A 26,136-nucleotide genomic window follows, 5' to 3' on the forward strand; every position below is an offset into this window, starting at 1 on the left:
GGTCAGCGCGCCTCGAGGATTGCGACGAGGCCCTGGCCGCCGGCAGCGCAGATGGAGATCAGGCCGCGGCCCGAGCCCTTTTCATGCAGCATCTTGGCCAGCGAGGCGACAATGCGTCCGCCGGTGGCCGCGAACGGGTGTCCGGCGGCCAGCGAGGAGCCGTTGACGTTGAGCTTGCTGCGGTCGATGCTGCCGAGCGGTGCGTCCAGGCCCAGACGGGTGCGGCAGAATTCCTCATCCTCCCAGGCAGCCAGGGTGGAGAGGACGGTTCCTGCGAAGGCCTCGTGGATTTCGAAGAAGTCGAAATCGTCGAAGGTCAGGCGATGGCGGGCCAGCAGGCGCGGTACGGCGAAGGCCGGAGCCATCAGCAGGCCGTCCTTGCCGTGTACGAAGTCAACGGCGCCGGCTTCGGCGTCCACAATGTTCGCCAGCATCGGCAGGTCGTGTTCGCGGGCGTAGTCCTCGGAGCCCAGCAGGACCACGGAGGCGCCGTCGGTCAGCGGGGTGGAGTTGCCGGCGGTCATGGTGGCCTCATCGCCCAGGCTCTTGCCGAAGGCCGGCTTGAGCTTGGCCAGTTTTTCCATGGTGGTGTCGGGGCGCAGGTTCGCGTCCTTTGCCAGGCCGCGGTACGGGGTCACGAGGTCATCGAAGAAGCCGCGGTCGTAGGCGGCTGCCATGTTGCGGTGGCTGTTGAAGGCCAGTTCGTCCTGGGCTTCGCGGGTGATCTTCCACTGGGCGGTGGTCAGGGCCTGATGCTCGCCCATGGACAGCCCGGTGCGAGGTTCGCCGGTGGACGGCGCGTTCGGGGAGAGGTCCTTGGGACGGATCTTGGCGACGGCCGCCAGCTTCTGCTTGGTGGTCCGGGCGCGGGAGAGGTCCAGCAGTGCCCGGCGGAGGCCTTCGCTGACGGCAATGGGAGCGTCCGAGGCGGAGTCGACGCCGCCGGCAATGGCGGATTCCAGCTGTCCGAGCTTGATCTTGTTCGCCAGGCTCACCACCGTCTCCAGGCCGGTGGCACAGGCCTGCTGTACGTCATAGGCGGGGGTTTCCGGCGACAGTGCCGAACCCAGGACCGCTTCGCGGGTCAGGTTGAAGTCGCGGGAGTGCTTGAGAACGGCGCCGCCGGCAACTTCGCCGATGCGCTCGCCCTGCAGGCCGAAGCGGGCAACCAGCCCGTCAAGGGCGGCCGTGAGCATGTCCTGGTTGGAGCTGTAGGTGTACTTGCCGCCCGAGCGGGCGAAGGGAATGCGGTTTCCGCCGATCACCACCGCCTTGCGCACCGATGAGCCGGCGCCGTTGTTCGTGGGGGTAGCTCGTGCGGATTCAGGCTGTGCAGCCATTCGTCGTTCTCCTTGGGAGTCCATGGGGGTTCGATGTGACGTCAGTTACTGTTACCCAGCGTACCTGATACGCTCAGTATCGTGAACAACGTACTTGAAGATCCTTCCGCGCCGTCCCCGGCTGCGGACGGCCGCGCGCTCCGCTGGGAAGCGCACCGGGCCGAGCGCCGTCGTACCCTGATCAAAACCGCCCGCCGGGCCGTGCATACCCTGGGCTGCGCGGCGTCGATGGAAGAGATTGCCGCCGCCTCCGGCACTTCGAAGTCCGTGTTCTACCGCTACTTCGGGGACAAGGCCGGGCTGCAGAAAGCCATGGGGGAAATGGCCGTGGCCCGGATGCAGGAAAAGATCGTGGAAGCGGGCCGCACCGCAGTCTCCGCCCGGTCCGGCCTGCGGGCCATGGTGTCGGCCTACCTGCAGATGGCGGAGACCTCCCCCAATGTCTACCTGTTTGTCACCGGCCAGCTTGGCGACGGCGGGCCGGGACAGATCGACACCGCCCTCTCGTCCTTCTTCGACACCATCACGGCAATGATGGACTCGGCCGTGCGCGACTACCTGGCCGGCCGTGAGGTTCCTCCCCAGGCCAGCGCCACCGCACAGTACTGGCCCACGGCCGCCCTCGGCATGATCCGGGCTGCCGGAGAGCGCTGGATCGCCGCTCCCCCCGGCCCCGGCAAGCCGACCGAGGAACAAATGACCGACCAGCTGACTGCCTGGCTCTTTGACGGCATTGGCTACGACCGGGGGCATCTGCCCCCGACCCCTCCAGCTACTCCCTCCAACCACGAGAAGGAAACGCAATGACGCAAACGCTCTCACCCACCGAACGCCAGCTCCCGGCCAGTGCCACGATCAGCGACAACGACGCCGCAGTGGTGGACGTCGAGGCGCTGGGCCGTGTCCTGCTCGGCAAATGGGCTGAAAAGCGCCTGCAGGCCCGCAAAATCGCCGGTATGGAAGCCATGCAGACGCCTGCAGGCCTGACCCATACAGAGCACCGCGAACGGGTCATGGACCAGTTGAAGATCCTGGTGGAAAGCAAGTCGGTCCACGGTGCCTTCCCCAAGTACGTGGGCGGCGAAGACAGCCACGGCGCGAACGTTGCCGGCTATACGGAACTCGTGGTGGCTGATCCGTCCCTGCAGATCAAGGCAGGCGTCCAGTGGGGCCTGTTCGGATCCGCAGTGATGCACTTGGGCAACCGGGAGCACCACGAAAAGTGGCTGCCGGGCATCATGAGCCTGGACATCCCGGGCTGCTTCGCCATGACCGAAACCGGCCACGGGTCCGATGTTGCCAGCATTGCCACCACTGCCGAATATGACGCAGTGACTGAAGAATTCGTGATCAACACACCCTTCCGCGCTGCCTGGAAGGACTACATCGGCAACGGTGCCGTCAACGGCAAGGCCGCCGTCGTCTTCGCGCACCTCATCACCAAGGGTGTGGACCACGGCGTACACGCGTTCTACGTGGACCTGCGGGACGACAACGGGTTCCTGCCCGGTATCGGCGGCGAGGACGACGGCGTCAAGGGCGGCCTGAACGGCATCGACAACGGCCGGCTGCACTTCTCCAACGTCCGCATCCCCCGGACCAACCTGCTGAACAAGTACGGCGACGTCGCCGCCGACGGCACCTACACCTCGGACATTAGCAGCCCCGGACGCCGCTTCTTCACCATGATCGGCACCCTGGTGCAGGGCCGCGTTTCACTCGACGGCGCAGCCGTCAACGCGAGCAAGCTGGCGCTGAAGACGGCCATCCAGTACGGCACCGAACGCCGCCAGTTCAACGGCGCATCGGACATCAAGGAAGAGGTGCTGATGGACTACCAGCAGCACCAGCGCCGCCTGCTGCCCCTGCTGGCCACCACGTTCGCCGCCACCTTCGCCCACGAGGAACTGCTGCATAAGTTCGACGACGTCTTCTCCGGTGCGCATGACACCGACGCGGACCGCCAGGACCTGGAAACCCTTGCCGCGGGCCTGAAGTCCCTGTCCACCTGGCATGCCCTGGACACGCTGCAGGAATGCCGGGAAGCCACCGGCGGTGCCGGGTTCCTGGCCGAGAACCGGTTCACTGCCCTGCGCGCGGACCTGGATATCTATGCCACGTTCGAGGGCGACAACACGGTGCTGCTGCAGTTGGTGGCCAAGCGCCTGCTGGCAGATTACGCCAAGGAATTCGCCGGTGCGGACTTCGGCGTCCTCGCCCGCTACGTGGTGGGACAGGCCACGGACGTGACCCTGCACCGCACCGGACTGCGCCGGATTGCGCAGTCCTTCCGTGACTCCGGGTCCGAGAAGAAATCCGCCATTGCCCTGCGCGATCCGCGCACCCAGCATGACCTGCTGGCCGACCGCGTGGGCACCATGGTGGCCGAGGTGGCAACCGCACTCAAGGAGGCCCGCGGGCTGCCGAAGGACAAGGGCGCGGCGGTGTTCAACGAGAACCAGCACGCCTTGATCGAAGCCGCGCGTGCCCATGCAGAACTGCTCCAGTGGGAGGCCTTCACCCGGGGGCTGGACCGGATTGAGGATGCCGGCACCCGGCAGGTCATGACCTGGGTCCGGGACCTGTTCGGGCTGTGCCTGATCGAGAAGAACCTGGGCTGGTACCTCATGAACGGCCGCCTGTCCGCCCAGCGTGCACGCACCCTGGGTCCGTACATCAACCGCTTGCTGGCCAAGATCCGTCCGCATGCCCTGGATCTGGTGGACTCCTTCGGTTACGGCCAGGAGCACCTGCGCGCCAAGATTGCCTCCGGTGCGGAGAAGGCCCGCCAGGACGAAGCCATGGAGTACCAGCGGATGCTGCGCGCCAGCGGGGCCGCTCCGGTGGACGAAAAAATCCTGATTGCCCGCGAGAAGGCTTCACAGAAGAAGAAGTCCGCCCGGAAGTAGGCTCCCCGGGGTTTCCGCCGGGCAGCCGGGGAGCCAGGTAGCCGAACAGCGAAGGGTGCCGTCGCACGTACTGTGCGGCGGCGCCCTTTCTTTGTTCCGGGCGGTCCCGGGTCAGAGAGTCTGCACAGCGTCCCACGACATGGGGCTCCTGTTGCCCGCTGGGGTCACTTTCGTCACATCAGCACCAAACGGTGGGACCCTGTGCGGTAGAGCGGGTCGCCGGGCCGGGATCCAGCACAGCGTCCCAGCGGTTGGGGGCTGTGTTGCCTGCTGTGGTCCCAGGGGTCACACCAGCACCAAACCGTGGGACCCCGTGAAGTAGGTTCCCCGGGGAGCCGTAACCGGAACAGCCAAAAGGCGCCGTCGCACGCACTGTGCAACGGCGCCTTTCGGTTTCAGGCGTTAGGCCAGGACGGACCGGTAGACGTCCAGGGTCGCCTCGGCGATGGACTCCCAGGAGAACTGCTCGGTGGCCCGGACGCGGCCGGCCTCGCCCATCCGCTGGGCCAGGGCCGGGTCCGTGACCACGGAGGTCAGCGCCTCGGCGAAGTCCTGGACAAACTTCTCCGGATCCAGCGGAGTGCCGGTGCCGTCGGTGACCTGGTCGATGGGAACCAGCAGGCCGGTGACGCCCGTGTCCACCACTTCCGGGATGCCGCCGGTGGCGCTGGCGACGACGGCGGTGCCGCAGGCCATCGCCTCGAGGTTCACGATGCCCAGCGGTTCATAGACCGACGGGCAGGCGAACACGGTGGCGATCGAGAGGATCTTGATCAGCTCGGCGCGCGGCAGCATGCGCTCAATAACGACGACGCCGGTGCGGGTACGCCGGAGTTCCTCGATCAGCACGGCGGTTTCCGCAGCAAGTTCGGGGGTGTCCGCCGCGCCGAGGCACAGGACCAGCTGGACTTCCGGCGGCAGCAGCGCCGCAGCCCGGAGCAGGTAGGGCACTCCCTTCTGGCGGGTGTTGCGGCCTACGAAGACCACGCTGGGGCGGTCCGGATCAATGTCGAAGGCGCGAACACCCTCGGGATCGACATCCGGCTGCCACTGCTCCACATCGATGCCGTTGTGGACCACCCGAACCCGGTCCGGGTCCACATCCGGGTAGCTGCGCAGGATGTCCTGCCGCATGCCTTCGGAGACCGCGATGATGGCGGCGGCTGCCTCGTAGGCGGTTTTCTCCACCCAGGAGGAGACGGCGTATCCGCCGCCGAGCTGCTCGGCCTTCCACGGACGCAGCGGTTCCAGGCTGTGGGCGCTGAGCACGTGCGGAATGCCGTGCAGCAGGGACCCCAGGTGGCCGGCCATATTGGCATACCACGTATGCGAATGGACCAGGTCCGCGCCGGCCAGTCCACCCAGGATCTCGAGGTCCGTCCCGAGGGTCTGCACGGCCGGATTCGCGGACTCCAGTTCCGCCGGCACCGCATAGCTCTTTACTTTGGCTCCGTGGAAGTCTTCGGGGCGCGGGGCACCGAAACAATGCACATGGAGATCTACTTCTCCGGCCAGAACCCGGCTGAGCTCGGCAACGTGAACGCCTGCTCCTCCGTAGATTTCCGGCGGGAATTCCTTCGACACAATATCTACTCGCACTAAACCAACGTAGTGCACCGGGCAACCAGTGATCTAGTCTGAAGTCAGCAGACTTATTTTCGGAAGAGGTTCAAGACAATGGCGCCTAAGAAGGTCCTGGCAGTAGTTCTCGCAGGCGGCGAGGGTAAACGGCTAATGCCGCTCACAGCAGATCGGGCCAAACCGGCCGTTCCCTTTGCCGGGCGTTACCGCCTCATAGACTTCGCACTTTCCAATCTGGTGAACTCCGGGTACCTCCAGATAGTGGTTCTTACCCAGTACAAATCCCACAGCCTTGACCGGCATATCTCCGAGACCTGGCGGCTTTCCACCCAGCTCCAGAACTACGTGGCCTCGGTGCCTGCACAGCAGCGCGTGGGCAAGAGCTGGTTCCTCGGCAGCGCAAACGCCATCTACCAGTCCATGAACCTGATCGAGGACGCCCAGCCGGACATCGTTGTGGTCATCGGTGCGGACCACGTGTACCGCATGGACTTCTCCCAGATGGTCGAGGCACACATTGCTTCCGGCGCGTCGGTGAGCGTTGCCGCCGTGCGGCAGCCGCTGCACCTTGCGGACCAGTTCGGCGTGATCGAAACCGATCCGGAGAACCCGGAACGCATCGCTGCGTTCGTGGAAAAGCCGGAGACGACCCCGGGCCTGCCCGATGATCCGGACAGCTTCCTGGCCTCCATGGGCAACTACGTCTTCAATACCGACGCCCTGGTTTCGGCGCTGCAGTGGGACGAGGAACGCCTGGTCACCAAGCACGACATGGGCGGGGACATCATTCCCTACTTCGTGGAACGCGACGACGCCGCCGTGTACGACTTCACCCGGAACGTCATTCCCGGAGCCACCGGCAGCGACCACCAGTACTGGCGCGACGTCGGCACCCTGGATTCCTATTACGACGCCAACATGGACCTGATCTCTCCCCTGCCGGCGTTCAACCTGTACAACCTGAAGTGGCCCATCTACACGCGGCAGAGCATCTCCCCGCCCGCCAAGTTTGTCCGCAGCGCCTCCGACCAGGCCGGAACCGCCTTCGATTCGATCGTTTCCGACGGCACCGTCATCTCCGGCGGTAAGGTGACCGGCTCCGTGCTGGCGCAGGACGTCTACGTTGCCTCCAACGCGGAGGTGACCGACTCGGTGCTGATGGACAAGGTGCACGTGGGTGAGGGTGCGGTGATCCGCCGGGCCATCATCGACAAGAACGTACGCATTCCGGCGGGTGCGACGGTGGGCGTGGACCGGGAACTGGACCTCCGCCGCGGGTTCACGGTGACCGAGTCAGGCCTCACCGTGCTCAGCAAGGGACAACGCGTCCCGGAGGAGTAATCGCTCAGGAGCAGGGGCACCGGGTGTGAGATATCCCGGTGCCCCTGCCCCCGATACGGGTGCCAGCGGTCTTCTCCGGTATCCTCGGAAGGCGCACACGGTGCGCCTGCACTGTGGATCCTCCGGTGCCGATGAGCGTAAAGGCCCCCATGAGCACCCCTGAACTAAGCCCGGAAGAAATCCAGACCGCCCTGAAGGTCCTGGCTTCCATCCATATTCTGGATGAAGAAAACCCCGACTACGTCGCGGTCCGGCGGGCCACCGCCAAAATGTTCAAGTCCGTGAAGAAGCACCGAAAGAACGAAAAGCGCTCCGCCGTAGCCGAGGCGGACCGCGCCGTCGTCGCCCTCACTGCCACCGGCGCCGCCGACCGGATCGACGATGAAACGCGCGGCGCCCAGCTCACCAGCGCCGCCCACGGTCCGTCCGCCGGAACGCTGCTGAAACCGCGCAACTGCTACATCTGCAAGCAGCCGTACACCACGGTGGACGCCTTCTACCACCAGCTCTGCCCCGAATGCGCAGGCTTCAGCCATACCAAGCGCGATGCCCGGACGGATCTGACCGGCAAACGCGCGCTGCTGACCGGCGGCCGGGCCAAGATCGGCATGTACATTGCCCTGCGGCTGCTGCGCGACGGAGCGCACACCACCATCACCACCCGCTTCCCGAAGGATGCCGCACGCCGTTTCGCCGCGATGGAGGACTCCGCGGACTGGCTGCACCGGCTGCGCATTGTCGGCATTGACCTGCGCGACCCTGCCCAGGTCATTTCGCTGGCCGAGTCCGTAGCGGAGGCCGGTCCCCTCGACATCCTGATCAACAACGCGGCCCAGACGGTCCGGCGTTCCTCCAACGCCTACCGCCCGCTGACCGACGCCGAACTGGCACCGCTGCCGGACGGACCCATGCCCGAACTGGTGACCTTCGGACACACCTATGACGCCCACCCGACCGCGCTGGCCGGATCCGTCGCCGCCCACCCGGTGCTGGCGGCCGACGCCGTCACCGCGCTGGCGCTGACGGCCGGGTCCTCCTCGCTGGCCCGGTTGGAAGCCGGCACCGCGATCGACGCCGGCGGGCTGGTGCCGGACATCGCGCCGATCAACAGCTGGACGCAGGTGGTGGACCAGGTGGATCCGCTGGAGATGCTGGAGGTGCAGCTGTGCAACGTCACGGCGCCGTTCCTGCTGGTCAACCGGCTTCGCCCGGCCATGGCGGCCTCGTCGGCGCGGCGGAAGTACATCGTGAACGTGTCCGCCATGGAGGGCCAGTTCTCGCGCCGCTACAAGGGCCCCGGACACCCGCACACCAACATGGCCAAGGCCGCGCTGAACATGCTCACCCGCACCAGTGCGGAGGAAATGCTGGAAACGGACGGGATCCTGATGACGGCCGTGGACACCGGCTGGATCACCGACGAGCGTCCCCACCCCACCAAGGTGCGCCTGGCCGAGGAAGGCTTCCACGCCCCGCTGGACCTGGTGGACGGCGCAGCCCGGGTCTATGACCCGATCGTGACGGGGGAAAACGGCGAAGACCAGTACGGCGTCTTCCTCAAGGACTACAAGCCCTCCCCCTGGTAAGAAGCTGAGGGTTGTCCGGCCCGGGCCTGCCCGGCAGCCGGCCGGCGGCGGGCGGCCAGCCGCTGTACGGCCTTGCCGATCTCGGAGACCACCAGCACGGTGGCACCGACGGCGAAGCACAGCAGCCACTGCCCCGAGGTGAGCGGCACGGTGTCGAAGAGCCCGCCGAAGATGCTCAGCTGCACCACAAGGACCTGCAGCACCACCACTGCGACCAGGGAAACCCAGATGGCTCGGTTGGTGAACGTCCGCAGGGTGAAGACACTGCCGGTTTCGGAGCGGACGTTCAGCAGGTTGAACACCTGGTAAAACACGAAGGTGGTAAAGGCCATCGTGGTGGCGAAGTTGGTGCTGCCTGCACTTTCGGGGAACCACCGCGGTGCATTAACCAGGACGGTGCAGGTGCCCACCGCCATCACGATGCCGAGCATCGTCAGCACGGCAATCCGCCGGCCCGTCAGCAGGGGCTCGGCGGCCGGCCGGGGCGGGCGTTTCATGACCGCCGGATCGGTCCGGTCCACGCCCAGGGCCAGGGCGGGCGGACCGTCCATGATGATGTTCACCCAGAGGATCTGCAGTGCAGTGAAGGGCGCTCCGCCGGCGAAGCCGAAGGTCGCTGCTGCAAGGAAGATCAGCACGAAGCCCCAGGCCGTGGTCAGCTGGAACCGGACGAATTTCAGGATGTTGTCATAGATGCCGCGGCCTTCTTCGACGGCGGCCACAATGGTGGCGAAATTGTCATCAGTGAGGATCATCTTGGCCGCGCCCTTGGACACATCGGTGCCCGTGATGCCCATGGCAATCCCGATGTCGGCGCGTTTGAGCGCCGGAGCGTCATTCACGCCGTCACCTGTCATGGCCACGATGTAGCCGTCCGCCTGAAGCGCCTCCACAATCCGGATCTTGTGCTCGGGCGAAACGCGGGCCAGCACCCCCAGCTGCGGCGCCTCGGCCCGCAGCTCGTCATCGTCCATTGCGTCCAGCGCGGTGCCGGCTGCTGCCCTGCCCTCGATTCCGAGGTCCCGGGCAATCGCCGAGGCCGTCACCAGATGGTCTCCGGTGATCATGTGTACGTCGATTCCGGCGGCCCGCGCCTTGGCGATGGCTTCTGCAGCCTCCTGCCGCGGCGGATCCAGGATCCCGACGACGGCGTACAGCACCAGGTTCGCAGCCTCGGCAAACAGCGCATCCGGGCTGGACGGCACCGGTGCATCGAGCACCCGTCCCGCCACGGCCATGGTCCGCAGGCCGGCGTTGGCCAGGGATTCCACGTCGCGGGAGATGCGCGCGCGTTCCTCGGGGTCCAGCGGGACCAGGCCGTCCGGGGTCTGCAGGAATGCTGTCCGGTCCAGGACCACGCCCGGCGCTCCCTTGACGTTGCAGTGGACGGCGGCTCCGGCGTCGCGGTTGAACGTGGCCATGAACTTGTAGTCGGAGTCGAACGGAACTTCAGCGATGCGCCGGTGGGCGGTGCGGGCGCCGGCGACGTCGATCCCGCCCTTTTCCGCCAGGACCACCAGGGAGCCCTCGGTCGGGTCGCCGGTCAGCCTGCCGTCCTCGACCGAGGCATCGTTGCACAGCGCCATGGCCATATACGCCTCCGGGGGCAAGGGAGTGGACTGCCCGTCCGGGCTGAGGATCTTCCCGTCGGTGGAATACCCGTTTCCGGTCACCCGGAAGCGGCGGCCCGACGGAGAGTACAGCCGGCGTACTGTCATTTCGTTCAGTGTGAGGGTGCCGGTCTTGTCGGTGCAGATCTGCGAGGTGCTGCCCAGGGTTTCCACCGCGGCCAGCTGCTTGATGATGGCGCCGCGGGCAGCGAGCCGGGACGCGCCCATGGCCAGGGTGAAGGCGACGACGGCGGTCAGGCCCTCCGGAATGGTGGCCACGGCCAGCGAGACGGCGGTCAGGAACAGGTCTTCCCAGCTGTCCCCGCGCAGCAGCCCCAGCACGAAGACGAGGGCAACGACGGCGAGGGCGATGTAGGTCAGGACCCGGGCCAGCTGGTCGATGCTGCGCTGCAGGGTGGTCTTTTCCTCCGTGGTGCTGCCCAGGAGGTGCGCGATGGTGCCGATCTGGGTGTTCATGCCGGTTCCGGTCACCAGCAGGACGGCACGGCCGCGCGTCACGTCGGTGTCCATAAACAGCAGGTTGGTGCGGTCCGCGACCGGCAGATGCGGATCCGACAGCGGGGCGGTGATCTTATTGGTGGGTTTGGACTCGCCGGTGAGCGCCGCCTCGGCTACCTGGAGGCGGACGGCCTCCAGCAGCCGTCCGTCCGCCGGCACGCTGTCCCCCGCCTCAAGGAGCACGACGTCGCCGGGCACCAGCTCGGTCCGTTCCGCGGTCACCGCGTTGCCGGACCGGAGTACCCGGCAGCTGTCCACCGACGCGTTGCGCAGGGCTTCCAGGCTGTTCTCGGCCCGTCGCTCCTGCACGTAGTTCAGGGTGGTATTGAGGATGATGACCAGCAGGATCACCACCGGGGTTTCCCACTCGCGGGAGACCACGGCGCTGACAACCGCAGCGATGATCAGGACGATGGTCAGCCGGTCCGAGAGCAGGACCAGGATCTTCCGCCAGGCAGGTGTTCTTTTGCCCTCGGCTAGTGAGTTGGGGCCGTAACGCTCCACCCGGTCCCTCACCTCGCCGGCGTCCAGCCCGGTCTCCGGGTTTGTCTCCAGCGCCGAAGCCACTTCGTCCGCGGGGAACAACCACGGGGAAGTGATCTGCTGCTGCACGGAAGGGCCAGGGACGCTTCCATTGTTGCCTTGCGAACTCATGGGCGCTTCCCGGTTCCTTGAGGATGGTGCCCCAATGCTAGCAACGGACGGGCGGCCCGCAGTACGGCAACCGGATCTACCGCGTCCGGCGGCAGTGAAAGACGGGCCGCTTTGGATAACTGCCGCGACTGCGGCAGGGTGTAGACGTGCCAGATTCCCCCGCTTCCTCCTCCCCCGGGCCGTCCTCCCGGCCCGCCCGCCTGCGCGGCACTGTTCCGGGGCTGCTGGCCGCGGCGGCCGCCGTCGTTGTGTCCTACCTGCTGCATCTGCTCTTGCCCGCAGTACCTGTCCTGACGGCCGCGGTGGTCCTGGGCCTGCTGGCAGCGAACCTGCCCGGCACCGCGGCCAGGACGGCGGAGTCCTGGAAACCGGGGCTGGCCCTGGCTGCGCGGAAATTCCTGCGCCTCGGAATCGTGCTGCTGGGACTGAAGGTTTCCCTGGTGGACATCGCGGGACTGGGCTGGACGGCACTGCTGCTGATCGTGGCGCTGGTGCTGGCGGCGTTCGCGGGGACCTACGTCATCTGCCGGCTGTTCCGCCTCCCGGGTGACGAACCGGTGCTGATCGCTGCGGGATTCTCCATCTGCGGGGTGTCGGCCGTCGGCGCGATGGCCGCCGTCCGCAGGACCCGCACCGAAGACACGGTGGTCCCGGTAGCCCTCGTGACGCTTTGCGGCACCCTGGCCATTGCTGCGCTGCCGGTAGCCGGCGGGCTCCTGAACCTGCCTCCGGAGGTTTTCGGCTCCTGGGCCGGAGCGTCGGTGCACGACGTCGGCCAGGTAGTGGCCACGGCTCAGACCGCAGGAACCGCGGCGCTGGCCGCCGCCGTCGTCGTGAAGCTGGCACGCGTAGTGCTCCTGGCGCCGATGACCGCAGCAGCAGGGCTGCTGGCCCGCCGCGCCGAGGCGGAGGGTTCCGCGGCCGGCAAGCGGCCGCCGCTGGTCCCCCTGTTCGTCCTGGGCTTCCTCGCACTGATCCTGGTCCGCACCTGGGGTGTGCTGCCGGACGCGGTGCTGGACGCCGCCGCAGTACTGCAGGAACTGCTCTTTGCGGCGGCCCTGTTTGCACTGGGCGCGGGCGTCCGGGTCCGGATGCTGCTCGCCTCGGGCGTCCGCGCCGCGGCAGCCGCCTTGACCTCGTGGGTGCTGATCTCCTGCCTGGGGCTGGCCGTGGCGGTGCTGCTGGCCGGATAGGCGGCCGGGGCCGCCCGGGACCGTGAAGAAGTGATTGAATGAACAGGTGCCTAACCAGAACCTGAGTCGTGATGAAGCCGCTCTGCGCTCCCGCCTGCTGTCCGTGACCTCCTACGATGTCCATCTGGACCTGGGGAACGCCGAGGACCCCGATGCCAGGGGCTTCCGGACCCGCAGCACCATTGCCTTCAGCTGCTCGGAGCCGGGGGCGGAAACATTCCTGGACTTTATCCACGACGGGGTGTCCTCCGTTGTCCTGAACGGCACCGAACTGGACCTGACCGAGGCCGTGGACGATTCCCGGATCCACCTGCCCGGCCTGCAGGCAGAGAACACCGTCACCGTGGACGGCACTGCCCTCTACAGCCGGAGCGGCGAAGGCCTGCACCGGTTCCGCGACCCTGCGGACGGGCGTACCTACCTTTACACGCAGTACGAACCCGCTGACGCGCGCCGCGTCTTTGCGGACTTTGAACAGCCGGACCTGAAGGCCGCCTTTCACTTCAGCGTGACGGCGCCGAGCGGATGGGAAGTGGCTTCCAACGGTGCCGAAACGCAGCGGACGCGGCTGGGCGACGGCACGCTCAGCCGCTGGGACTTCGCCCCCACGCAGCGCATCTCCACCTACATCACCTCGGTGCTGGCCGGTCCCTACCACCGGGCCGACGACGAGTGGTCCCGCCGGCTGGAGGACGGTTCGGAGCTGCAGGTTCCCCTGGCCGCCTACTGCCGGTCCTCCCTGGCCGAGTACTTCGACCCGGAGAACATCTTCGCCGTGACCAAGCGCGGGCTGGACTACTTCCATGAACTCTTTGACTTCCCGTACCCCTTCGGCAAGTACGACTCCGCCTTTGTCCCGGAGTACAACCTGGGCGCCATGGAAAACCCCGGCCTCGTGACGTTCACCGAAGCGTACGTCTTCCGGTCCCGGGCCACCGAGGCGCAGTACGAGGCCCGGGCCAACACCATCCTGCACGAGATGGCACACATGTGGTTCGGGGACCTGGTCACCATGAAATGGTGGGACGACCTGTGGCTCAAGGAATCCTTCGCCGACTTCATGGGTGCCCTCGCCGTAGACCGCGCCACGGACTTCACCAACTCCTGGGTCAGCTTCGCCAACCGGCGCAAGGCGTGGGCCTACGTCCAGGACCAGCTGCCCACCACACACCCCATCGTTGCGGACATCCCCAACCTGGAAGCGGCAAAACAGAACTTTGACGGGATCACCTACGCCAAGGGTGCCTCCGTGCTCAAGCAGCTCGTGGCCTACGTCGGGTTCGATACCTTCATCGAAGCAGCCCGGGGATACTTCCGGGCCCATGCCTTCGGCAACACCACCCTCGCGGATCTCCTTGCCGCCCTCGAAACGGCGTCGGGCCGGGATATGGCCCTGTGGTCCGGCCGGTGGCTGCAGACCGCCGGCGTTCCGGTCCTGGTTCCGGAGACGGAAACCGACGACGCCGGCGCCTACACTTCCGTGGTCATCCGGCAGAACGCTCCGGATCCGGTCAGCGGCGAACAGGTCCCCCGACCGCACAGACTCCGCATCGGCCTCTACGATTTCGACGCCGCCGGCGCCCTGACCCGCACCGACAGCGTGGAACTGGACGTTGACGGTTCCCGGACCGAGGTACCTGACCTGATCGGCCGGCAGCGTCCGGCCCTGCTGCTGCTCAATGACGAGGACCTGACCTACGCCAAGATCCGTTTCGACGACGCGTCGCTGGCCACTCTGCTGGAGTCCCTCCACCGGCTGAGTGATCCCCTCGCCCGGGCCATCACCCTGTCGGCACTGTGGAACAGCGTCCGCGACGGAGTCCTGAGCGCCAAGGACTATGTGCGCCTGGTCCAGCGCGTCACGCCCGTGGAAAGCGGTGCCGGCGTGCTGCAGGTGCTGCTGGACAATGCCCTCAGCGCCATTGAGTACTACGCACCGGCACCGCTCCGCGGCAGCCTGCGCGAGGAGTTCTCCGCGCATATCGCCGAGGAGCTGAAGGCAGCGGCGCCCGGCAGCGACCGGCAGATCATCTGGGCACGGGCCGCCGCCGGAGCCGGACGGCGCACCGGCACCCACAACGAACTGCTGCGCGGCCTCCTGGACGGCAGTGCGGGGATCGACGGCCTGGCCGTCGATTCGGACCTTCGCTGGCGCCTCTGGGTGGCACTGGCGGCAACGGGCTCGGCCACCCGCGCGGAACTGGATGCGGAACTGGCACGCGACACCACGGCGTCGGGACGGGTGGGCCACACCACCGCCGCCGCAGCATTCCCCGATCCGGACATCAAGGCCGCGGCCTGGCAGGCTTCGGTCCACTCCGATGCGCTCTCCAACGAGCTGCTTTCGGCCACGATTACCGGCTTTAACCTCGGCAGCCACGAGTTGCTGGACGGATATCTGGAGGACTATTTCGCGTCCCTCACCGAGGTCTGGTCCGGGCGCAGCATCGAGCTGGCCTCCCGTGTGGTCGGCGGGCTCTACCCGGGACACCAGGATGCGTTGCAGGGCCTGGTGCCGGCGGATCATCCAGTGGTGCAGAAGTCGGTGGAATGGCTGGAACTGCACCGCGGGGCTCCGGCGGCGCTGCGGCGGATCATCATTGAACAGCAGGACCAGCTGCTCCGGTCCCTGCGCGTCCAGGCGGCAGCCCTGTAGGTCCGCCGGTCAGGCCAGCTGCAGCTTGGCCACGGTGAGGAGGATGGCCGAGTCTTCCAGCGCTTCGACGGAGTGCCGGGCCTGCGGAACAATCAGCAGGTCTCCGACGGAGCCGTCCCAGGTGTTGCCCTCCGCGGACAGGGCGACCCGGCCCTTGAGGACAAAGACCGTGGCCTCGCCGGGATTTTCATGCTCGTCCATCACGAACCCGGCCCGAAGGGCGATCACTGTCTGCCGCAGCACGTGTTCGTGGCCGCCGTAGACGGTCGACGCGCTGCGTCCGCTGGCCGCCTGCCGTGAGGTTTCCAGATGTTGGCGGGCAAGGGCGGTCAGCGACTTTTTCTCCATCTCCGCAGTGTAGGCCTACGGACCGCCGCCGGGGTAGCTCGGCGGTCCGGAGGTTGACGGCTTAGGGTACGCGCTTCAGCCACTCCGGGGTGTCAAACTTTTCCGCGACTTTCTGCTCCGCAAGGGCCAGCTCCTCGTCGCTGATGCCGGCCTGCACGGCGCCGTACCGTGTGGCGAAGGTGTCCATCATGGTGGCAATGATGTCCTCGCGCGAGAGGCCGGTCTGCCGTTTAAGCGGGTCCACCCGTTTCTTGGCGCTGGTGGTGCCCTTATCCGAGAGCTTTTCCTTGCCGATCCGCAGCACCTCCACCATCTTGTCCGCGTCGATGTTGTAGGACATGGTGACGTGGTGCAGCATCCCGCCGCTGCTGAACCGCTTCTGGGCGGCACCGCCGATCTTGCCCTGGTCGGTAGCCATGTCGTTCAGCGGAACATACCAGGCGGAAATGCCGAGCTTCTTCAAGGACTCCATTACCCAGGCATCCAGGAAGGGGTAGGAATCCGCGAAGCTCAGCCCGTCCACGAGGGACTGGGGAATGTAGAGGGAGTAGGTGATGGCGTTGCCGTGTTCCATGAACATGGCACCGCCACCGGTGATGCGGCGGACCACGGTGACCCCGTGCCGCCGGGCCCCTTCGGGATCGACTTCGTTCTTCAGCGACTGGAAGCTCCCGATCACCACGGACGGCGACTCCCATTCCCAGAACCGGAGCGTCGGATTGCGTTTGCCGGCACCGACTTCCTCCGCCAGGACCTCGTCCATCGCCACGTGCATGTGCGTGGAGAGCGGGGTGGGCGGGATGATTTCCCACTGGTGGTCGCCCCAGCCGGTGGCCTTGCCCAGGGCGCGTCGCACGGTGGTGGCTACGGCCTCGGGCGAGAAACCGAAGAGGACCGCATCCGGCGACAGCCCGGAACGGACCGCTGCGGCGATGTCACCGAACGACGTCTCGACAGGCAGCCCTTCAAGCGCGGCATTGATGTCCCCGAGCGCTTCATCCGGTTCCAGGAAGAAGTCGCCGCCCAGGGAGACATCGGCCAGCCGGCCGTCACGGACGTCCAGGTCCACGACAACCAGTTTGCCGCCGGGAACTTTGTATTCGCCGTGCCGGCGTCCGCTGTTGTCTGCGCTTGCCATCATGACTCCTCTGATCCGAACCGGTGCCGGGACTCCAGTGGTCCCCTTACAGGGAAAGGCCCGCCGGGCTGATGCCGGCGGACCTTTCTCCAAGTACTGCTGTGTATTTCTGAACTGCTACTTCTTGGCGCCGAAGCCCTTGAAGCGGGCGTTGAAGCGCTCCACGCGGCCGGCGGAGTCCATGATGCGCTGCTTGCCCGTGTAGAACGGGTGCGATGCGGAGGAGATTTCCACCTCGATGAGCGGGTAGGTGTTTCCGTCTTCCCACTCGATCGTCTTGGAGGAGGTGGCGGTGGAGGCCGTCAGGAAAGCGGTGTCGGACGCGAGGTCACGGAAGACAACCGGAGCATACTTGGGGTGGATATCAGACTTCACAGTTTTACCTTCTTTTGGTGCCTGGATTTTGCCAGGCACAGTGTGGTTGAAAGCTTTATCGGCCGTACATTCGGCCAGCAACCCATACTAGCGCATTTCGTTCCGCGGCAGGAAACGGACCGGCACGTGTTTCAGGACAGCGGGCGGGTTCCCCACTGCGCATTGACCGCGGTGATGGTCGAGGTGATCCCCTGGTTCAGCCCGGAGATTTCGATCCGGACGGGCCGGTAGTAGTCGTCCAGATAGAGCGAGAACGAACCCGCCGGCAGCACAGCGGATGAGTCCGGGTCCTGCCCGCTCCCCGGTCCGGTGTCCGCGGTGTTAAAGCTGCCGCTGATCTGCGTGTACGCCTCCCCCTCCAGGGCTGCCCCGTACCGAACCGCCACCTCTGCCGCCGGTGAGAGCAGAGCGGCCACTTTTTCCGGCCGCACCGTCAACTCGGCGGCGTCGGCGAGGACCGCGGCAGAGGCCGCTTCGGCTGAGCCTTCCGGGTCCGCGGAAATCTCCTTGCCGCCTTTCCGCAGCACTCGCTTTCCGTCCCGGATGCTCACGGCCAGGTCTTCATCCATGCCCTGCAGGGTCATGGCGAAACCCGGAGCGGTGGCGAACCGGACGCTGTACGTGCCGGCGGGAAGCCAGCTGGTTTCGGTCTGCAGGGTCTGGATGCCGCCCTCCCCTGCGGCCATGGCCGCGGAGACGCAGGCCCCCGCTTCTGCACCGGACATCGGCTCCCGATCCCGGCGAAGCAGCCATTGGCAGGCGTCCTGGACCCGCTGCGGCATCCCGGTCTGGCTGCCCGTGACGCCCACTCGCGGCGGAGCGGCCGTTTCGGAAACGGGCGGCGACGGCGGCGGTGAGGGAACGGCGGTTCGGGACGGTGCTGCCGGAACGGGCCGGCTAGCGGATGGCGACGCCGACGCGGAGGCCTCCCGTTCCTGCAGCTGCTGCGCGGTGGGCCCGCAGGCCGAAACGGTCAGCAGCAATCCCGTGCACAGCACCAGGAGCTTTCCTGGCCGGGTCCTTGCACGGGATTCCATGGCAGCTCCGCTGGCATCCTCAAAGGGGTGGGTGACTGGCCACAGTCTGGCACCCGGGCGGCTGCAGGGTAAGGGCAGCGGGCTGCCCGGGGGCTTTAGGGGCGGCACTCCCAGAAGGCCACGGCGCTGGCGGCAGCCACGTTCAGCGAATCGACGCCGCCGCTCATCGGGATACGTACGGCCAGATCGACGCCGGCAAGGGTGGTTTCGGCCAGGCCGTCACCTTCGGTGCCAAGGACGAGGGCAAGACGCTCGTCGCGGCGGGCGCTGAGTTCATCCAGGGTCAGGGAATCCTCGCGCAGGGCCAGTGCAGCAGTCACGAAGCCGGCGTCCCGCAGCTGCTCCAGCTGCCCGGGCCAATCCGTCAGGCGCACCCAGGGAACCTGGAACACGGTACCCATGCTCACCCGGATGGCGCGGCGGTACAGCGGATCCGCGCATCGCGGCGTGACGAGGACGGCATCCACCTGCAGGGCCGCCGCCGAGCGGAAGATGGCGCCGATATTGGTGTGGTCCACGATGTCTTCGAGTACGGCGATGCGGCGGGACGCGGCCAGCAGCCGGGACAAATCCAAGGGAGCGGGCCGCTCCATGGCCGCCAGGGCGCCGCGGTGCAGGTGGAAACCGGTGATTTCCTCGAGCACCTCGGCGGTGCCGACAAAAGCCGGCACCTCAGGAAAGCGGTCCAGGATGTCCTCCAGGTCCGGAAGCCACTTCTCGGCCAGGAAGAAGGACCGCGGACGGTGGCCGGCGTCGACGGCGCGGCGCAGGACCTTGGAGGACTCGGCAATGTACATGCCTTCCTCCGGCTCGCGGCGCTTCCTCAGGGATGTGTCCGTGAGGGAGGTGTAGTCGGAAACGCGCGGATCGTCGGCAGACTGCAGGTACTGGAGGTTCACCCGGGGACCGCCCTCCTAGCTGCGCCGGGCGGTGGCTGAATACCGTCCGCCCTCGCGGCGCAGCTCCAACGGCAGATCAAAGGCAGTGCTCAGGTGTTCTTCGGTGAAGACCTCTTCGATGGGACCGGACGCCACCACACCGCCGTCGCGCAGCAGCAGGGCGTGCGTGAAGCCGGTGGGGACCTCTTCGAGGTGATGGGTGACCAGCACCATGGCCGGCGCTTCCTCGTCACGGGCCAGCTCGCCGAGACGGAAAAGCAGGTCCTCGCGCCCGGCAAGGTCCAGGCCGGCGGCCGGCTCGTCCAGCAGCAGCAGCTCCGGGTCCGTCATCAGGGCGCGGGCAATCTGCACCCGCTTGCGCTCACCCTCGCTGAGCGAGGAGAAGCGGCGGTTCATGAAGGTGGACATGCCCCACTCGTGCAGAAGATTAAAGGCACGGCGTTCGTCGAGCTTTTCGTACTTTTCCCGCCAGCGGCCGGTCATCCCGTAGGACGCCGTGACCACCACGTTGAGAACCGTCTCGTCGTCGGGGATCTGCCCGGCAAGTGCAGCGGAGGCCAGGCCGATACGGGGGCGCAGTTCAAAAACGTCCACTGCGCCGAGGACTTCCTCCAGGATTCCCGCTACGCCGCGGGTGGGGTGCATCCGTCCGCCGGCAATCTGCAGCAGCGTGGTCTTTCCGGCGCCGTTGGGGCCCATAACCACCCAACGCTCCCCCTCCTTGACCTGCCAGTTAACGCCGTCCAACAGGGTCTTGCCGCCGCGCACAACGCTGACGCCGGCAAATTCAAGAACATCACTCATAGCACTAGACATTAGGCTAAGGAAAGGGGCATTGGCGAAACGATACGCCGCAGCGGCCACGCAGATGCGGCCGGGAAACCCCCGTACCGAACAGGTACCGCAGCGCTGAACCGAGCAGAACGGAAACCATGCCGAACTCCCCCGAATACAGTGTCGTCAGCTACGGGACGGACCTTTCCGACGCCTATCTCGGCGCGGTACAGGCCGCCGTCTCCGGCCTGGGGGCGCGGATCCTGGAACTGGAGAACGCTGCGGGGACCGGTTTCACTGTGTCCAAGCTTTATGTGGGGTACGACGGCGGCCTCTCCCGGCTGCGGCGCACCGTCGCCGCAGCTTCGGCTGCCGTGCCGGCAAAGCCGGGCGGGGAGCAGAGCACCGTGGTGCCGCCGTCGCTGCTGAAGGAAGCACGGAAGCTGCTGGTGATGGACGTGGACTCCACCCTGATCAAGCAGGAAGTCATCGAGCTGCTGGCGGCCCACGCGGGACGGGAGGCCGAGGTGGCGGCCGTGACCGAGGCGGCCATGCGCGGTGAACTGGACTTCGCCGCGAGCCTGCATGCCAGGGTGAAGACCCTTGCGGGACTGCCGGCGTCCGTCATTGACGAAGTGGGGGCTCGAATTGAGCTTTCCGACGGAGCCGAACTGCTGGTGAAGGAGTTCCTGGCCGCCGGGCACGGCGTTGCCGTCGTGTCCGGCGGGTTCAGCCAGGTGCTGGATCCGCTGGCCGACCGGCTGCGGCTCACCTTCCGGCGCGCAAACCTGCTGGAAATCCAAAACGGGGTGTTGACCGGCGCAGTGTCCGGGGAGGTGGTGGACCGCGCGGTCAAGGCCCGCTCGCTGGCCGAATGGGCGCAGGAGCTGGACGTGGCACCGGAGCACACCATCGCGGTGGGCGACGGCGCCAATGACCTGGACATGCTCGCGGCGGCCGCACTGGGAGTGGCGTTCAACGCCAAACCGGCAGTGCAGGCCGCCGCGGATGCCGTGCTGAACCTGCCACGCCTGGACGTGGTGCAGCACTTCGTGAAGCTCTAGGCGGGGTGAAGCCCTAGGCGGGATCGCCCGCCCGGTCGGCTGCTGCACCGGCGGACAGGTAATCCGCGCCGCCCACATATTCGGTGTGTCCGGACGGAACATCGGCAGTGGCCATGCGCGCCACCTCGGCGCCGAACTCCTGCACCGAGTAAAGCCGGCCGGCTTCCTCACGCCGGGCTTCGATGGCGCCGGGGTTGGCCCGGTCCAGCAGGGTGGCCGTCACGGTGCCTTCGATCATGTCACCGGAGACCACCACCAGGGAGATGCCCTTTTCCTCCAGCTGCGGCAGCAGAGCCCGCAGGGCATCCTCGCCGGCGCGCTTGCTGAGGGCCACCGCTTCGTATTCGGGCATGGTCGGCACGGAGCGGATGAAGTGGGCCTGGTGGCTGGTCACGAAGACCACCCGCGAACCGGCCGGCATAACGTCAAGCGCTGCACTGAGCATGTTGACCTGCGCGTCGCGGTTCAGCTTCAGCGCGTAGTCCTCCTCCACACCGGTTTCCATGCCGCCTGAGGCGTTCAGCACGAGGACGTCGAGCCCGCCGAAGTTCTCCTGTGCTGCCGCCACAAGGGCAGCCGGGCCTTCCGCGGCGGTGAGGTCCGCGCCCACGGCCACCGCACGTCCGCCGTCGGCCTCGATAGCAGCGACCACCTTGTTGGCGCGCGGTGCCTTCTGGCGGTAATTGACGACGACGCCGGCACCCTCGGCGGCCAGGAAGCGCGCCACCTCGGCTCCGATTCCGCGCGATGATCCGGTGACGATCGCGGCTTTGCCCTGCAGCAGGCCCATGGGATCTCCTTTTGTAGAAAGTATCTAAGCGTTCAGCTCTCCGAACCCATCCTGCCAGCCGGTGTCCCGGCCGGCAGTTGAGGAAACCTCCAAGGATTCGCGGGCAGGGCGTTGGCCGGGGCTAGTGCCCCATGCCCAGGCCGCCGTCGACCGGGATGACCGCACCGGAAATGTAGCCCGCCTCGTCGCCGGCAATCCAGCGCACCACGTTGGCAACTTCCTCCGGCTCGGCGAACCTGCCGGCGGGGATCGAGGACAGGTAGTTCTTCTGCGTATCTTCGGGCAGGGCGCGGGTCATATCGGTGTTGATGAATCCCGGGGCCACGACATTGGCGGTGATGTTGCGGGAACCGAGTTCGCGGGTGAGGGACCGGGCAATGCCGATCAGTCCGGATTTGGAGGCGGCGTAGTTGATCTGCCCGGGCGAACCGTAGAGTCCGACCACCGAGGAAATCAGCACCACCCGGCCCTTCTTCATCCGGAGCATGCCCTTGGACGCCCGCTTGACCACCCGGAAGGCGCCGGTGAGGTTGGTGTCAATCACGTCGGAGAAATCGTCTTCACTCATCCGGAGCAGCAGCGTGTCCCGCGTAATCCCGGCATTGGCTACAAGGACTTCCACCGGACCGTGGGCGGCCTCCACCTCGGTGAACGCCGCGTCGACCGATGCCATGTCCGTCACATCCGCCTTGACTCCCAGCATGCCCGCGGGAACCTCGCCGCTGCGGTAGGTGATGGCGACGCGGTCACCGCCGGCGAGGAACGCCTTGGCGATTGCCAGCCCGATTCCGCGGTTTCCGCCGGTCACCAGGACACTGCGGCCGGAGGGGTTTTCTGGAGTGTTCTGCACGGATGTTCCTACTTTCAGCCAGGGATTGGGGGTTGCTTCGATCCTACGTGCGCCGGATTCAACTTCTGCAACGACGCTGCGAGTGAGAGAATGAACGAACCTGTTTGGAGGGTGAGGAAGACTACCGATGGCTACTGATGGCTAGGGACACAAACCGCGGGGAGAGCGTCCCCAGAATCACCGACGCACCCAGCCCGCACACCGATGAAATGCGCACCCGCATGATCAAGTACGGCGTGTCCATGGGCATCCGCGTGGTCTGCCTGTTCCTGATGTTCTTTGTCCACGGCTGGCTGCTGTGGGTGGTGATTGCCGGTGCGGTGGTGCTCCCCTATTTTGCGGTGATCATGGCCAACGGCGGCTCGGATACCCGCCTGATGACCTCCAGCGACGCGATGATAGACCGCCCGCCGGCCACCGCACTCGACGCGCCGCGGGCGGCGGAAGAACCCGAAGAAACCCCCGAAACCACTGTGTTGTCGGGGGAAATCGTAGACAATGACGACGACATCAAAGACGACGAAGACAAGGCCTGATCCCCCAGCATGAACCTCCTCGATTCTCTTTCCGGCAACTCTGCCGACACAGGCGCCGGCACACCGGTGTGCTCCCGGAAAGCCTGCCGGCTCGACGCCGCCTGGCGGCTGCTGTGGAACAACCCCCGGATCCACACGCCGGAGCGCCGCAAGACCTGGCTGTCCTGCGACGAACACCGGGACTGGCTGGAGGATTACCTGCGAACGCGCGGCCTCTGGAAGGAAACCCTCCCGCTGGGTGAAGGCGGGACGGAGTAGATGTACCGTTTCCTCTTTTCGGCCCGCTGGTTCGGCTGGTTTGTGCTCGTCTGCGTCCTGGCGGCTGCCTGCATCGGCCTGGGCAGGTGGCAGATGGACCGCCGCGACGCCTCTCTGGCCGACAGTGCCCTCATTGAGTCCAATTACGACGCCGAGCCCGTGCCGTACGAGGAGGCCGGCAAATACTTCGATACGTATGACGAAGCAGCCGAATGGCTGCCCGTGAAGCTTGAAGGGACGTACGACTCCTCCGAGCAGCGCATCATCCGCAACCGTCCCCTGAAGGGCCGGCCCGGCTATGAGGTCCTGGTGCCGCTGAAGCTTGATGACGGCACCAGCGTGGCGGTCAACCGCGGCTGGCTGCCGATCGGCGACGACGAGGCCGGCAGGCCGGACAGCATCCCTGCCGCCCCCGAGGGACGGGTGAGCGTGGTGGCCCGGATCAAGGCCGCCGAACCCACCCTCACCCGCTCCGCCCCTGAAGGCCAGCTTCCCTCGATCGATCTGGGCGCCTTCGCGGAGCAGCTGGACTATCCGCTGCACCAGGGCTCCTACGGGCTGATGGCGAGCGAGGATCCGGGTGCCGCCGTCGCACCTGAAGGCGCACCGCGGCCGGAGGTGGATGAGGGGCTGCACCTCTCCTACGGGCTGCAGTGGTACGGCTTTGCGCTGATGATGTTCATCGGCCTGGGCTATGCCGCGCGGCAGGAAGCACTGAACCGCTACTACGACGGCGTCGACGACGACGACGACGAGGACGACATCATCGCCGCCCACCCGGCTCCGTCCCGGCGTCGTCCGCCGCGTAAGAAGCGCGGCCCGACGGGCGAAGAGGAAGAGGACGCCATCCTGGACGCCCAGGGCTACTAGGCACACGCCCCGCCAGACACTAACGGCCCTGCTCCAAATCGGAGCAGGGCCGTTAGTGTCTGTGCAGGGTCCGGCTAGGCCAGGGTCACCAGGTCAAGGTAGTTCTCGTTCCAGTGGTCCTCGTCGCCGTCGGGCAGGAGGACTACGCGTTCCGGGTTCAGTGCGGCAACGGCCCCCTCATCGTGGCTGACCATCACCACGGCTCCGGTGTAGTTGCTGAGGGCGCCCAGGATCTCCGCACGGGAAGCGGGGTCCAGGTTGTTGGTGGGCTCATCCAGGAGCAGGACGTTGGCGGAGGACGCAACGATGGTGGCCAGGGCCAGACGCGTCTTCTCGCCGCCGGACAGGACTCCGGCCTTCTTGCTGACGTCGTCGCCGCTGAACATGAAGGAACCCAGCACGCTGCGGACCTCGGCATCGTCCATGTCCGGGGCGGCGGACCGCATGTTCTCCAGCACGGTCCGTTCCGTGTCCAGGGTTTCGTGCTCCTGGGCGTAGTAGCCGACCTTGAGCCCGTGTCCGGGGATGACCCTGCCGGTGTCAGGGGTGTCTACGCCCGCCAGCATCCGCAGCAGGGTGGTCTTGCCGGCACCGTTGAGGCCCAGGATGACCACCTTCGACCCGCGGTCGATGGCCAGGTCCACGTCGGTGAAGATCTCCAGGGAGCCGTAGCTCTTGCTGAGGCCTTCGGCAGTCATGGGGGTCTTGCCGCACGGAGCCGGATCCGGGAAGCGCAGGGCTGCCACGCGGTCATTGGCGCGGACGGCGTCCAGGCCGCCCATCAGGCGGTCCACGCGCTTGAGCATGCTCTGCGCCGCGGAGGCACCGGAGGCGCGGGCCTTCATCTTGTTGGCCTGGGCCAGGAGGATGCCGGCCTTCTTTTCGGTGTTGGCACGCTCACGCTTACGGGCACGCTCGTCAGTCTCGCGCTGGACCTTGTAGCGCTTCCAGTCCATGTTGTAGATATCGATGGTGGCGCGGTTCGCGTCCAGGCTGAAGACCTTGTTGACGGTGGCTTCAAGCAGTTCGGTATCGTGACTGATCACGATCAGGCCGCCGGTGTGGTTCTTCAGGAATTCCCGCAGCCAGGCGATGGAATCGGCGTCGAGGTGGTTGGTGGGCTCATCGAGGAGCATGGTCTCGGCATCGGAATACAGGATGCGGGCCAGTTCCACGCGGCGGCGCTGGCCGCCGGAGAGGGTCTTCAGGGGCTGGTTCAGCAGCCGGTCCGGCAGGGCCAGGTTGGCGCAGATCGAGGCTGCCTCGGACTCTGCCGCGTAACCGCCGGCGGAGAGGAACTCCGACTCCAGCCGGTCATAGCGGTTCATGGCCTTCTGCGAGATCTTCGGATCGTCGCTGGCCATTTCGTCCTGGCACTTTTTCAGCTGCGCGGAAACCTTGTCCAGGCCGCGGGCGGAGAGGATGCGGTCACGGCCAAGCTGATCCATGTCCGGCGTGCGGGGATCCTGGGGAAGGTAGCCGATCTCGCCGACGCGCTTGACTGTGCCGGCGGCGGGGAGGGCCTCGCCCGCGAGGACTTTGGTGAGGGTGGTCTTGCCGGCGCCGTTACGGCCCACCAGCCCGATCTTGTCTCCCTTGTCCACACGGAACGAAACCGCTTCCAAGAGAAGGCGTGCGCCTGCGCGCAGCTCAAGACCAGATACGGAAATCACTCAGTGGACCTTTCGAAGGTTTTTGTCTTGCGGATACGCTGCGCGGTGCGCGGGCCTCGAAACGGTGGGAATCCACCGAGGCGGGAAGGGTCACATTGACCGGTCATATAGGCCTGGTTGGCCGGAACAGCCTTC

22 protein-coding genes are annotated in these 26,136 nt (G+C 66.6%); 10 read left to right on the forward strand and 12 right to left on the reverse strand.

Going from position 1 to position 26,136, the window contains the following annotated elements; genetic code table 11:
• Positions 1 to 2: 2 nt before the first annotated feature.
• Positions 3 to 1,340, reverse strand: a complete 1,338-nt coding sequence (locus NNX37_RS08845; protein ID WP_255792057.1) for an acetyl-CoA C-acetyltransferase — start codon at positions 1,338 to 1,340, stop codon at positions 3 to 5.
• Between the two features lie 81 nt (positions 1,341 to 1,421).
• Between NNX37_RS08845 and NNX37_RS08850 the strand changes: the two genes are divergently transcribed.
• Both NNX37_RS08850 and NNX37_RS08855 read left to right on the forward strand, forming a co-directional pair.
• On the forward strand, positions 1,422 to 2,147 hold the full coding sequence (locus NNX37_RS08850) for a TetR/AcrR family transcriptional regulator (RefSeq protein WP_255792059.1): 726 nt from the start codon (positions 1,422 to 1,424) through the stop codon (positions 2,145 to 2,147).
• Positions 2,144 to 4,249: an acyl-CoA dehydrogenase family protein gene (locus NNX37_RS08855; RefSeq protein ID WP_255792060.1), complete on the forward strand. Its 2,106-nt coding sequence runs from the start codon at positions 2,144 to 2,146 to the stop codon at positions 4,247 to 4,249. The genes NNX37_RS08850 and NNX37_RS08855 overlap by 4 nt, the downstream gene beginning before the upstream one ends.
• A gap of 402 nt (positions 4,250 to 4,651) precedes the next feature.
• Here NNX37_RS08855 and glgA read toward each other — a convergent pair whose 3' ends face one another.
• Positions 4,652 to 5,848 carry a glycogen synthase gene (gene glgA / locus NNX37_RS08860; RefSeq protein ID WP_255792061.1) on the reverse strand — a complete coding sequence of 399 codons (1,197 nt, stop codon included), beginning with the start codon at positions 5,846 to 5,848 and terminating at the stop codon, positions 4,652 to 4,654.
• Between the two features lie 78 nt (positions 5,849 to 5,926).
• On the opposite strand from glgA, the gene glgC reads away from it, so the two are divergent.
• Together glgC and NNX37_RS08870 are read left to right on the forward strand one after the other, a co-directional pair.
• Positions 5,927 to 7,171 carry a glucose-1-phosphate adenylyltransferase gene (gene glgC, locus NNX37_RS08865; protein WP_308206310.1) on the forward strand — a complete coding sequence of 415 codons (1,245 nt, stop codon included), beginning with the start codon at positions 5,927 to 5,929 and terminating at the stop codon, positions 7,169 to 7,171.
• Between the two features lie 149 nt (positions 7,172 to 7,320).
• Complete coding sequence (locus NNX37_RS08870) at positions 7,321 to 8,757, forward strand: SDR family oxidoreductase (RefSeq protein WP_255792063.1); 1,437 nt, start codon at positions 7,321 to 7,323, stop codon at positions 8,755 to 8,757.
• Here NNX37_RS08870 and NNX37_RS08875 read toward each other — a convergent pair.
• Entirely contained in the window at positions 8,736 to 11,540 is a 2,805-nt protein-coding gene (locus NNX37_RS08875; RefSeq protein WP_255792064.1) for a cation-translocating P-type ATPase, read from the reverse strand. The two genes, NNX37_RS08870 and NNX37_RS08875, sit on opposite strands and share 22 nt — an antisense overlap.
• A gap of 146 nt (positions 11,541 to 11,686) precedes the next feature.
• On the opposite strand from NNX37_RS08875, the gene NNX37_RS08880 reads away from it, so the two are divergent.
• Positions 11,687 to 12,733 carry a YeiH family protein gene (locus NNX37_RS08880; protein ID WP_407079938.1) on the forward strand — a complete coding sequence of 349 codons (1,047 nt, stop codon included), beginning with the start codon at positions 11,687 to 11,689 and terminating at the stop codon, positions 12,731 to 12,733.
• Between the two features lie 46 nt (positions 12,734 to 12,779).
• On the forward strand, positions 12,780 to 15,389 hold the full coding sequence (pepN, locus tag NNX37_RS08885) for an aminopeptidase N (RefSeq protein ID WP_255792066.1): 2,610 nt from the start codon (positions 12,780 to 12,782) through the stop codon (positions 15,387 to 15,389).
• 9 nt (positions 15,390 to 15,398) lie between these two features.
• On the opposite strand, the gene NNX37_RS08890 is transcribed toward pepN, so the two are convergent.
• The 6 genes from NNX37_RS08890 to NNX37_RS08915 all read right to left on the reverse strand — a co-directional run bounded on the left by NNX37_RS08890 (position 15,399) and on the right by NNX37_RS08915 (position 19,990).
• Positions 15,399 to 15,737: a cupin domain-containing protein gene (locus NNX37_RS08890; RefSeq protein ID WP_255792068.1), complete on the reverse strand. Its 339-nt coding sequence runs from the start codon at positions 15,735 to 15,737 to the stop codon at positions 15,399 to 15,401.
• A gap of 61 nt (positions 15,738 to 15,798) precedes the next feature.
• Positions 15,799 to 16,875 carry a lipoate--protein ligase family protein gene (locus tag NNX37_RS08895; RefSeq protein WP_255792069.1) on the reverse strand — a complete coding sequence of 359 codons (1,077 nt, stop codon included), beginning with the start codon at positions 16,873 to 16,875 and terminating at the stop codon, positions 15,799 to 15,801.
• A 117-nt stretch (positions 16,876 to 16,992) separates the two neighbouring features.
• Positions 16,993 to 17,250 (reverse strand): type B 50S ribosomal protein L31, encoded by a 258-nt coding sequence (locus NNX37_RS08900; RefSeq protein ID WP_146361982.1) that lies wholly within the window; start codon positions 17,248 to 17,250, stop codon positions 16,993 to 16,995.
• 131 nt (positions 17,251 to 17,381) lie between these two features.
• Positions 17,382 to 18,287 (reverse strand): hypothetical protein, encoded by a 906-nt coding sequence (locus tag NNX37_RS08905; RefSeq protein WP_255792070.1) that lies wholly within the window; start codon positions 18,285 to 18,287, stop codon positions 17,382 to 17,384.
• Positions 18,288 to 18,382: 95 nt separating this feature from the next.
• Positions 18,383 to 19,186, reverse strand: a complete 804-nt coding sequence (locus NNX37_RS08910) for a TrmH family RNA methyltransferase (protein WP_255792071.1) — start codon at positions 19,184 to 19,186, stop codon at positions 18,383 to 18,385.
• Positions 19,187 to 19,201: 15 nt separating this feature from the next.
• Complete coding sequence (locus NNX37_RS08915; RefSeq protein WP_255792072.1) at positions 19,202 to 19,990, reverse strand: ABC transporter ATP-binding protein; 789 nt, start codon at positions 19,988 to 19,990, stop codon at positions 19,202 to 19,204.
• 128 nt (positions 19,991 to 20,118) lie between these two features.
• Here NNX37_RS08915 and serB point away from each other — a divergent pair, with 128 nt between their 5' ends.
• Entirely contained in the window at positions 20,119 to 21,024 is a 906-nt protein-coding gene (gene serB / locus NNX37_RS08920; RefSeq protein WP_255792073.1) for a phosphoserine phosphatase SerB, read from the forward strand.
• Between the two features lie 13 nt (positions 21,025 to 21,037).
• On the opposite strand, the gene NNX37_RS08925 is transcribed toward serB, so the two are convergent.
• Together NNX37_RS08925 and NNX37_RS08930 are read right to left on the reverse strand one after the other, a co-directional pair.
• Positions 21,038 to 21,814, reverse strand: coding sequence for an SDR family oxidoreductase (locus NNX37_RS08925; protein WP_255792074.1), 777 nt, complete (start codon positions 21,812 to 21,814; stop codon positions 21,038 to 21,040).
• A gap of 121 nt (positions 21,815 to 21,935) precedes the next feature.
• Positions 21,936 to 22,664, reverse strand: a complete 729-nt coding sequence (locus tag NNX37_RS08930; protein WP_255792075.1) for a beta-ketoacyl-ACP reductase — start codon at positions 22,662 to 22,664, stop codon at positions 21,936 to 21,938.
• Positions 22,665 to 22,801: 137 nt separating this feature from the next.
• Between NNX37_RS08930 and NNX37_RS08935 the strand changes: the two genes are divergently transcribed.
• Genes NNX37_RS08935 through NNX37_RS08945 form a run of 3 tightly spaced genes read left to right on the forward strand, consistent with a single transcriptional unit; the run spans position 22,802 to position 24,328 of the window.
• Entirely contained in the window at positions 22,802 to 23,200 is a 399-nt protein-coding gene (locus tag NNX37_RS08935; RefSeq protein WP_255792076.1) for a DUF3099 domain-containing protein, read from the forward strand.
• Between the two features lie 9 nt (positions 23,201 to 23,209).
• Positions 23,210 to 23,458, forward strand: a complete 249-nt coding sequence (locus NNX37_RS08940; protein WP_255792077.1) for a hypothetical protein — start codon at positions 23,210 to 23,212, stop codon at positions 23,456 to 23,458.
• Positions 23,459 to 24,328, forward strand: a complete 870-nt coding sequence (locus tag NNX37_RS08945; protein WP_255792078.1) for an SURF1 family cytochrome oxidase biogenesis protein — start codon at positions 23,459 to 23,461, stop codon at positions 24,326 to 24,328.
• Positions 24,329 to 24,402: 74 nt separating this feature from the next.
• On the opposite strand, the gene NNX37_RS08950 is transcribed toward NNX37_RS08945, so the two are convergent.
• Positions 24,403 to 26,001 carry an ABC-F family ATP-binding cassette domain-containing protein gene (locus NNX37_RS08950; protein ID WP_255792079.1) on the reverse strand — a complete coding sequence of 533 codons (1,599 nt, stop codon included), beginning with the start codon at positions 25,999 to 26,001 and terminating at the stop codon, positions 24,403 to 24,405.
• Positions 26,002 to 26,136: the final 135 nt, after the last annotated feature.

The organism is Arthrobacter zhaoxinii (assembly GCF_024385505.1).
Classification (GTDB): Bacteria; Actinomycetota; Actinomycetes; order Actinomycetales; family Micrococcaceae; genus Arthrobacter_B; species Arthrobacter_B zhaoxinii.

What these genes read in the sequence shown, in the direction of transcription:
- NNX37_RS08845 (WP_255792057.1), bottom strand. Translation starts at nt 1,340, where the DNA reads ATGGCTGCACAGCCTGAATCCGCACGAGCTACCCCCACGAACAACGGC.
- NNX37_RS08855 (WP_255792060.1), top strand. Translation starts at nt 2,144, where the DNA reads ATGACGCAAACGCTCTCACCCACCGAACGCCAGCTCCCGGCCAGTGCC.
- glgC (WP_308206310.1), top strand. Translation starts at nt 5,927, where the DNA reads ATGGCGCCTAAGAAGGTCCTGGCAGTAGTTCTCGCAGGCGGCGAGGGT.
- NNX37_RS08870 (WP_255792063.1), top strand. Translation starts at nt 7,321, where the DNA reads ATGAGCACCCCTGAACTAAGCCCGGAAGAAATCCAGACCGCCCTGAAG.
- NNX37_RS08875 (WP_255792064.1), bottom strand. Translation starts at nt 11,540, where the DNA reads ATGAGTTCGCAAGGCAACAATGGAAGCGTCCCTGGCCCTTCCGTGCAG.
- NNX37_RS08890 (WP_255792068.1), bottom strand. Translation starts at nt 15,737, where the DNA reads ATGGAGAAAAAGTCGCTGACCGCCCTTGCCCGCCAACATCTGGAAACC.
- NNX37_RS08895 (WP_255792069.1), bottom strand. Translation starts at nt 16,875, where the DNA reads ATGGCAAGCGCAGACAACAGCGGACGCCGGCACGGCGAATACAAAGTT.
- NNX37_RS08905 (WP_255792070.1), bottom strand. Translation starts at nt 18,287, where the DNA reads ATGGAATCCCGTGCAAGGACCCGGCCAGGAAAGCTCCTGGTGCTGTGC.
- NNX37_RS08915 (WP_255792072.1), bottom strand. Translation starts at nt 19,990, where the DNA reads ATGAGTGATGTTCTTGAATTTGCCGGCGTCAGCGTTGTGCGCGGCGGC.
- serB (WP_255792073.1), top strand. Translation starts at nt 20,119, where the DNA reads ATGCCGAACTCCCCCGAATACAGTGTCGTCAGCTACGGGACGGACCTT.
- NNX37_RS08925 (WP_255792074.1), bottom strand. Translation starts at nt 21,814, where the DNA reads ATGGGCCTGCTGCAGGGCAAAGCCGCGATCGTCACCGGATCATCGCGC.
- NNX37_RS08935 (WP_255792076.1), top strand. Translation starts at nt 22,802, where the DNA reads ATGGCTAGGGACACAAACCGCGGGGAGAGCGTCCCCAGAATCACCGAC.
- NNX37_RS08940 (WP_255792077.1), top strand. Translation starts at nt 23,210, where the DNA reads ATGAACCTCCTCGATTCTCTTTCCGGCAACTCTGCCGACACAGGCGCC.
- NNX37_RS08945 (WP_255792078.1), top strand. Translation starts at nt 23,459, where the DNA reads ATGTACCGTTTCCTCTTTTCGGCCCGCTGGTTCGGCTGGTTTGTGCTC.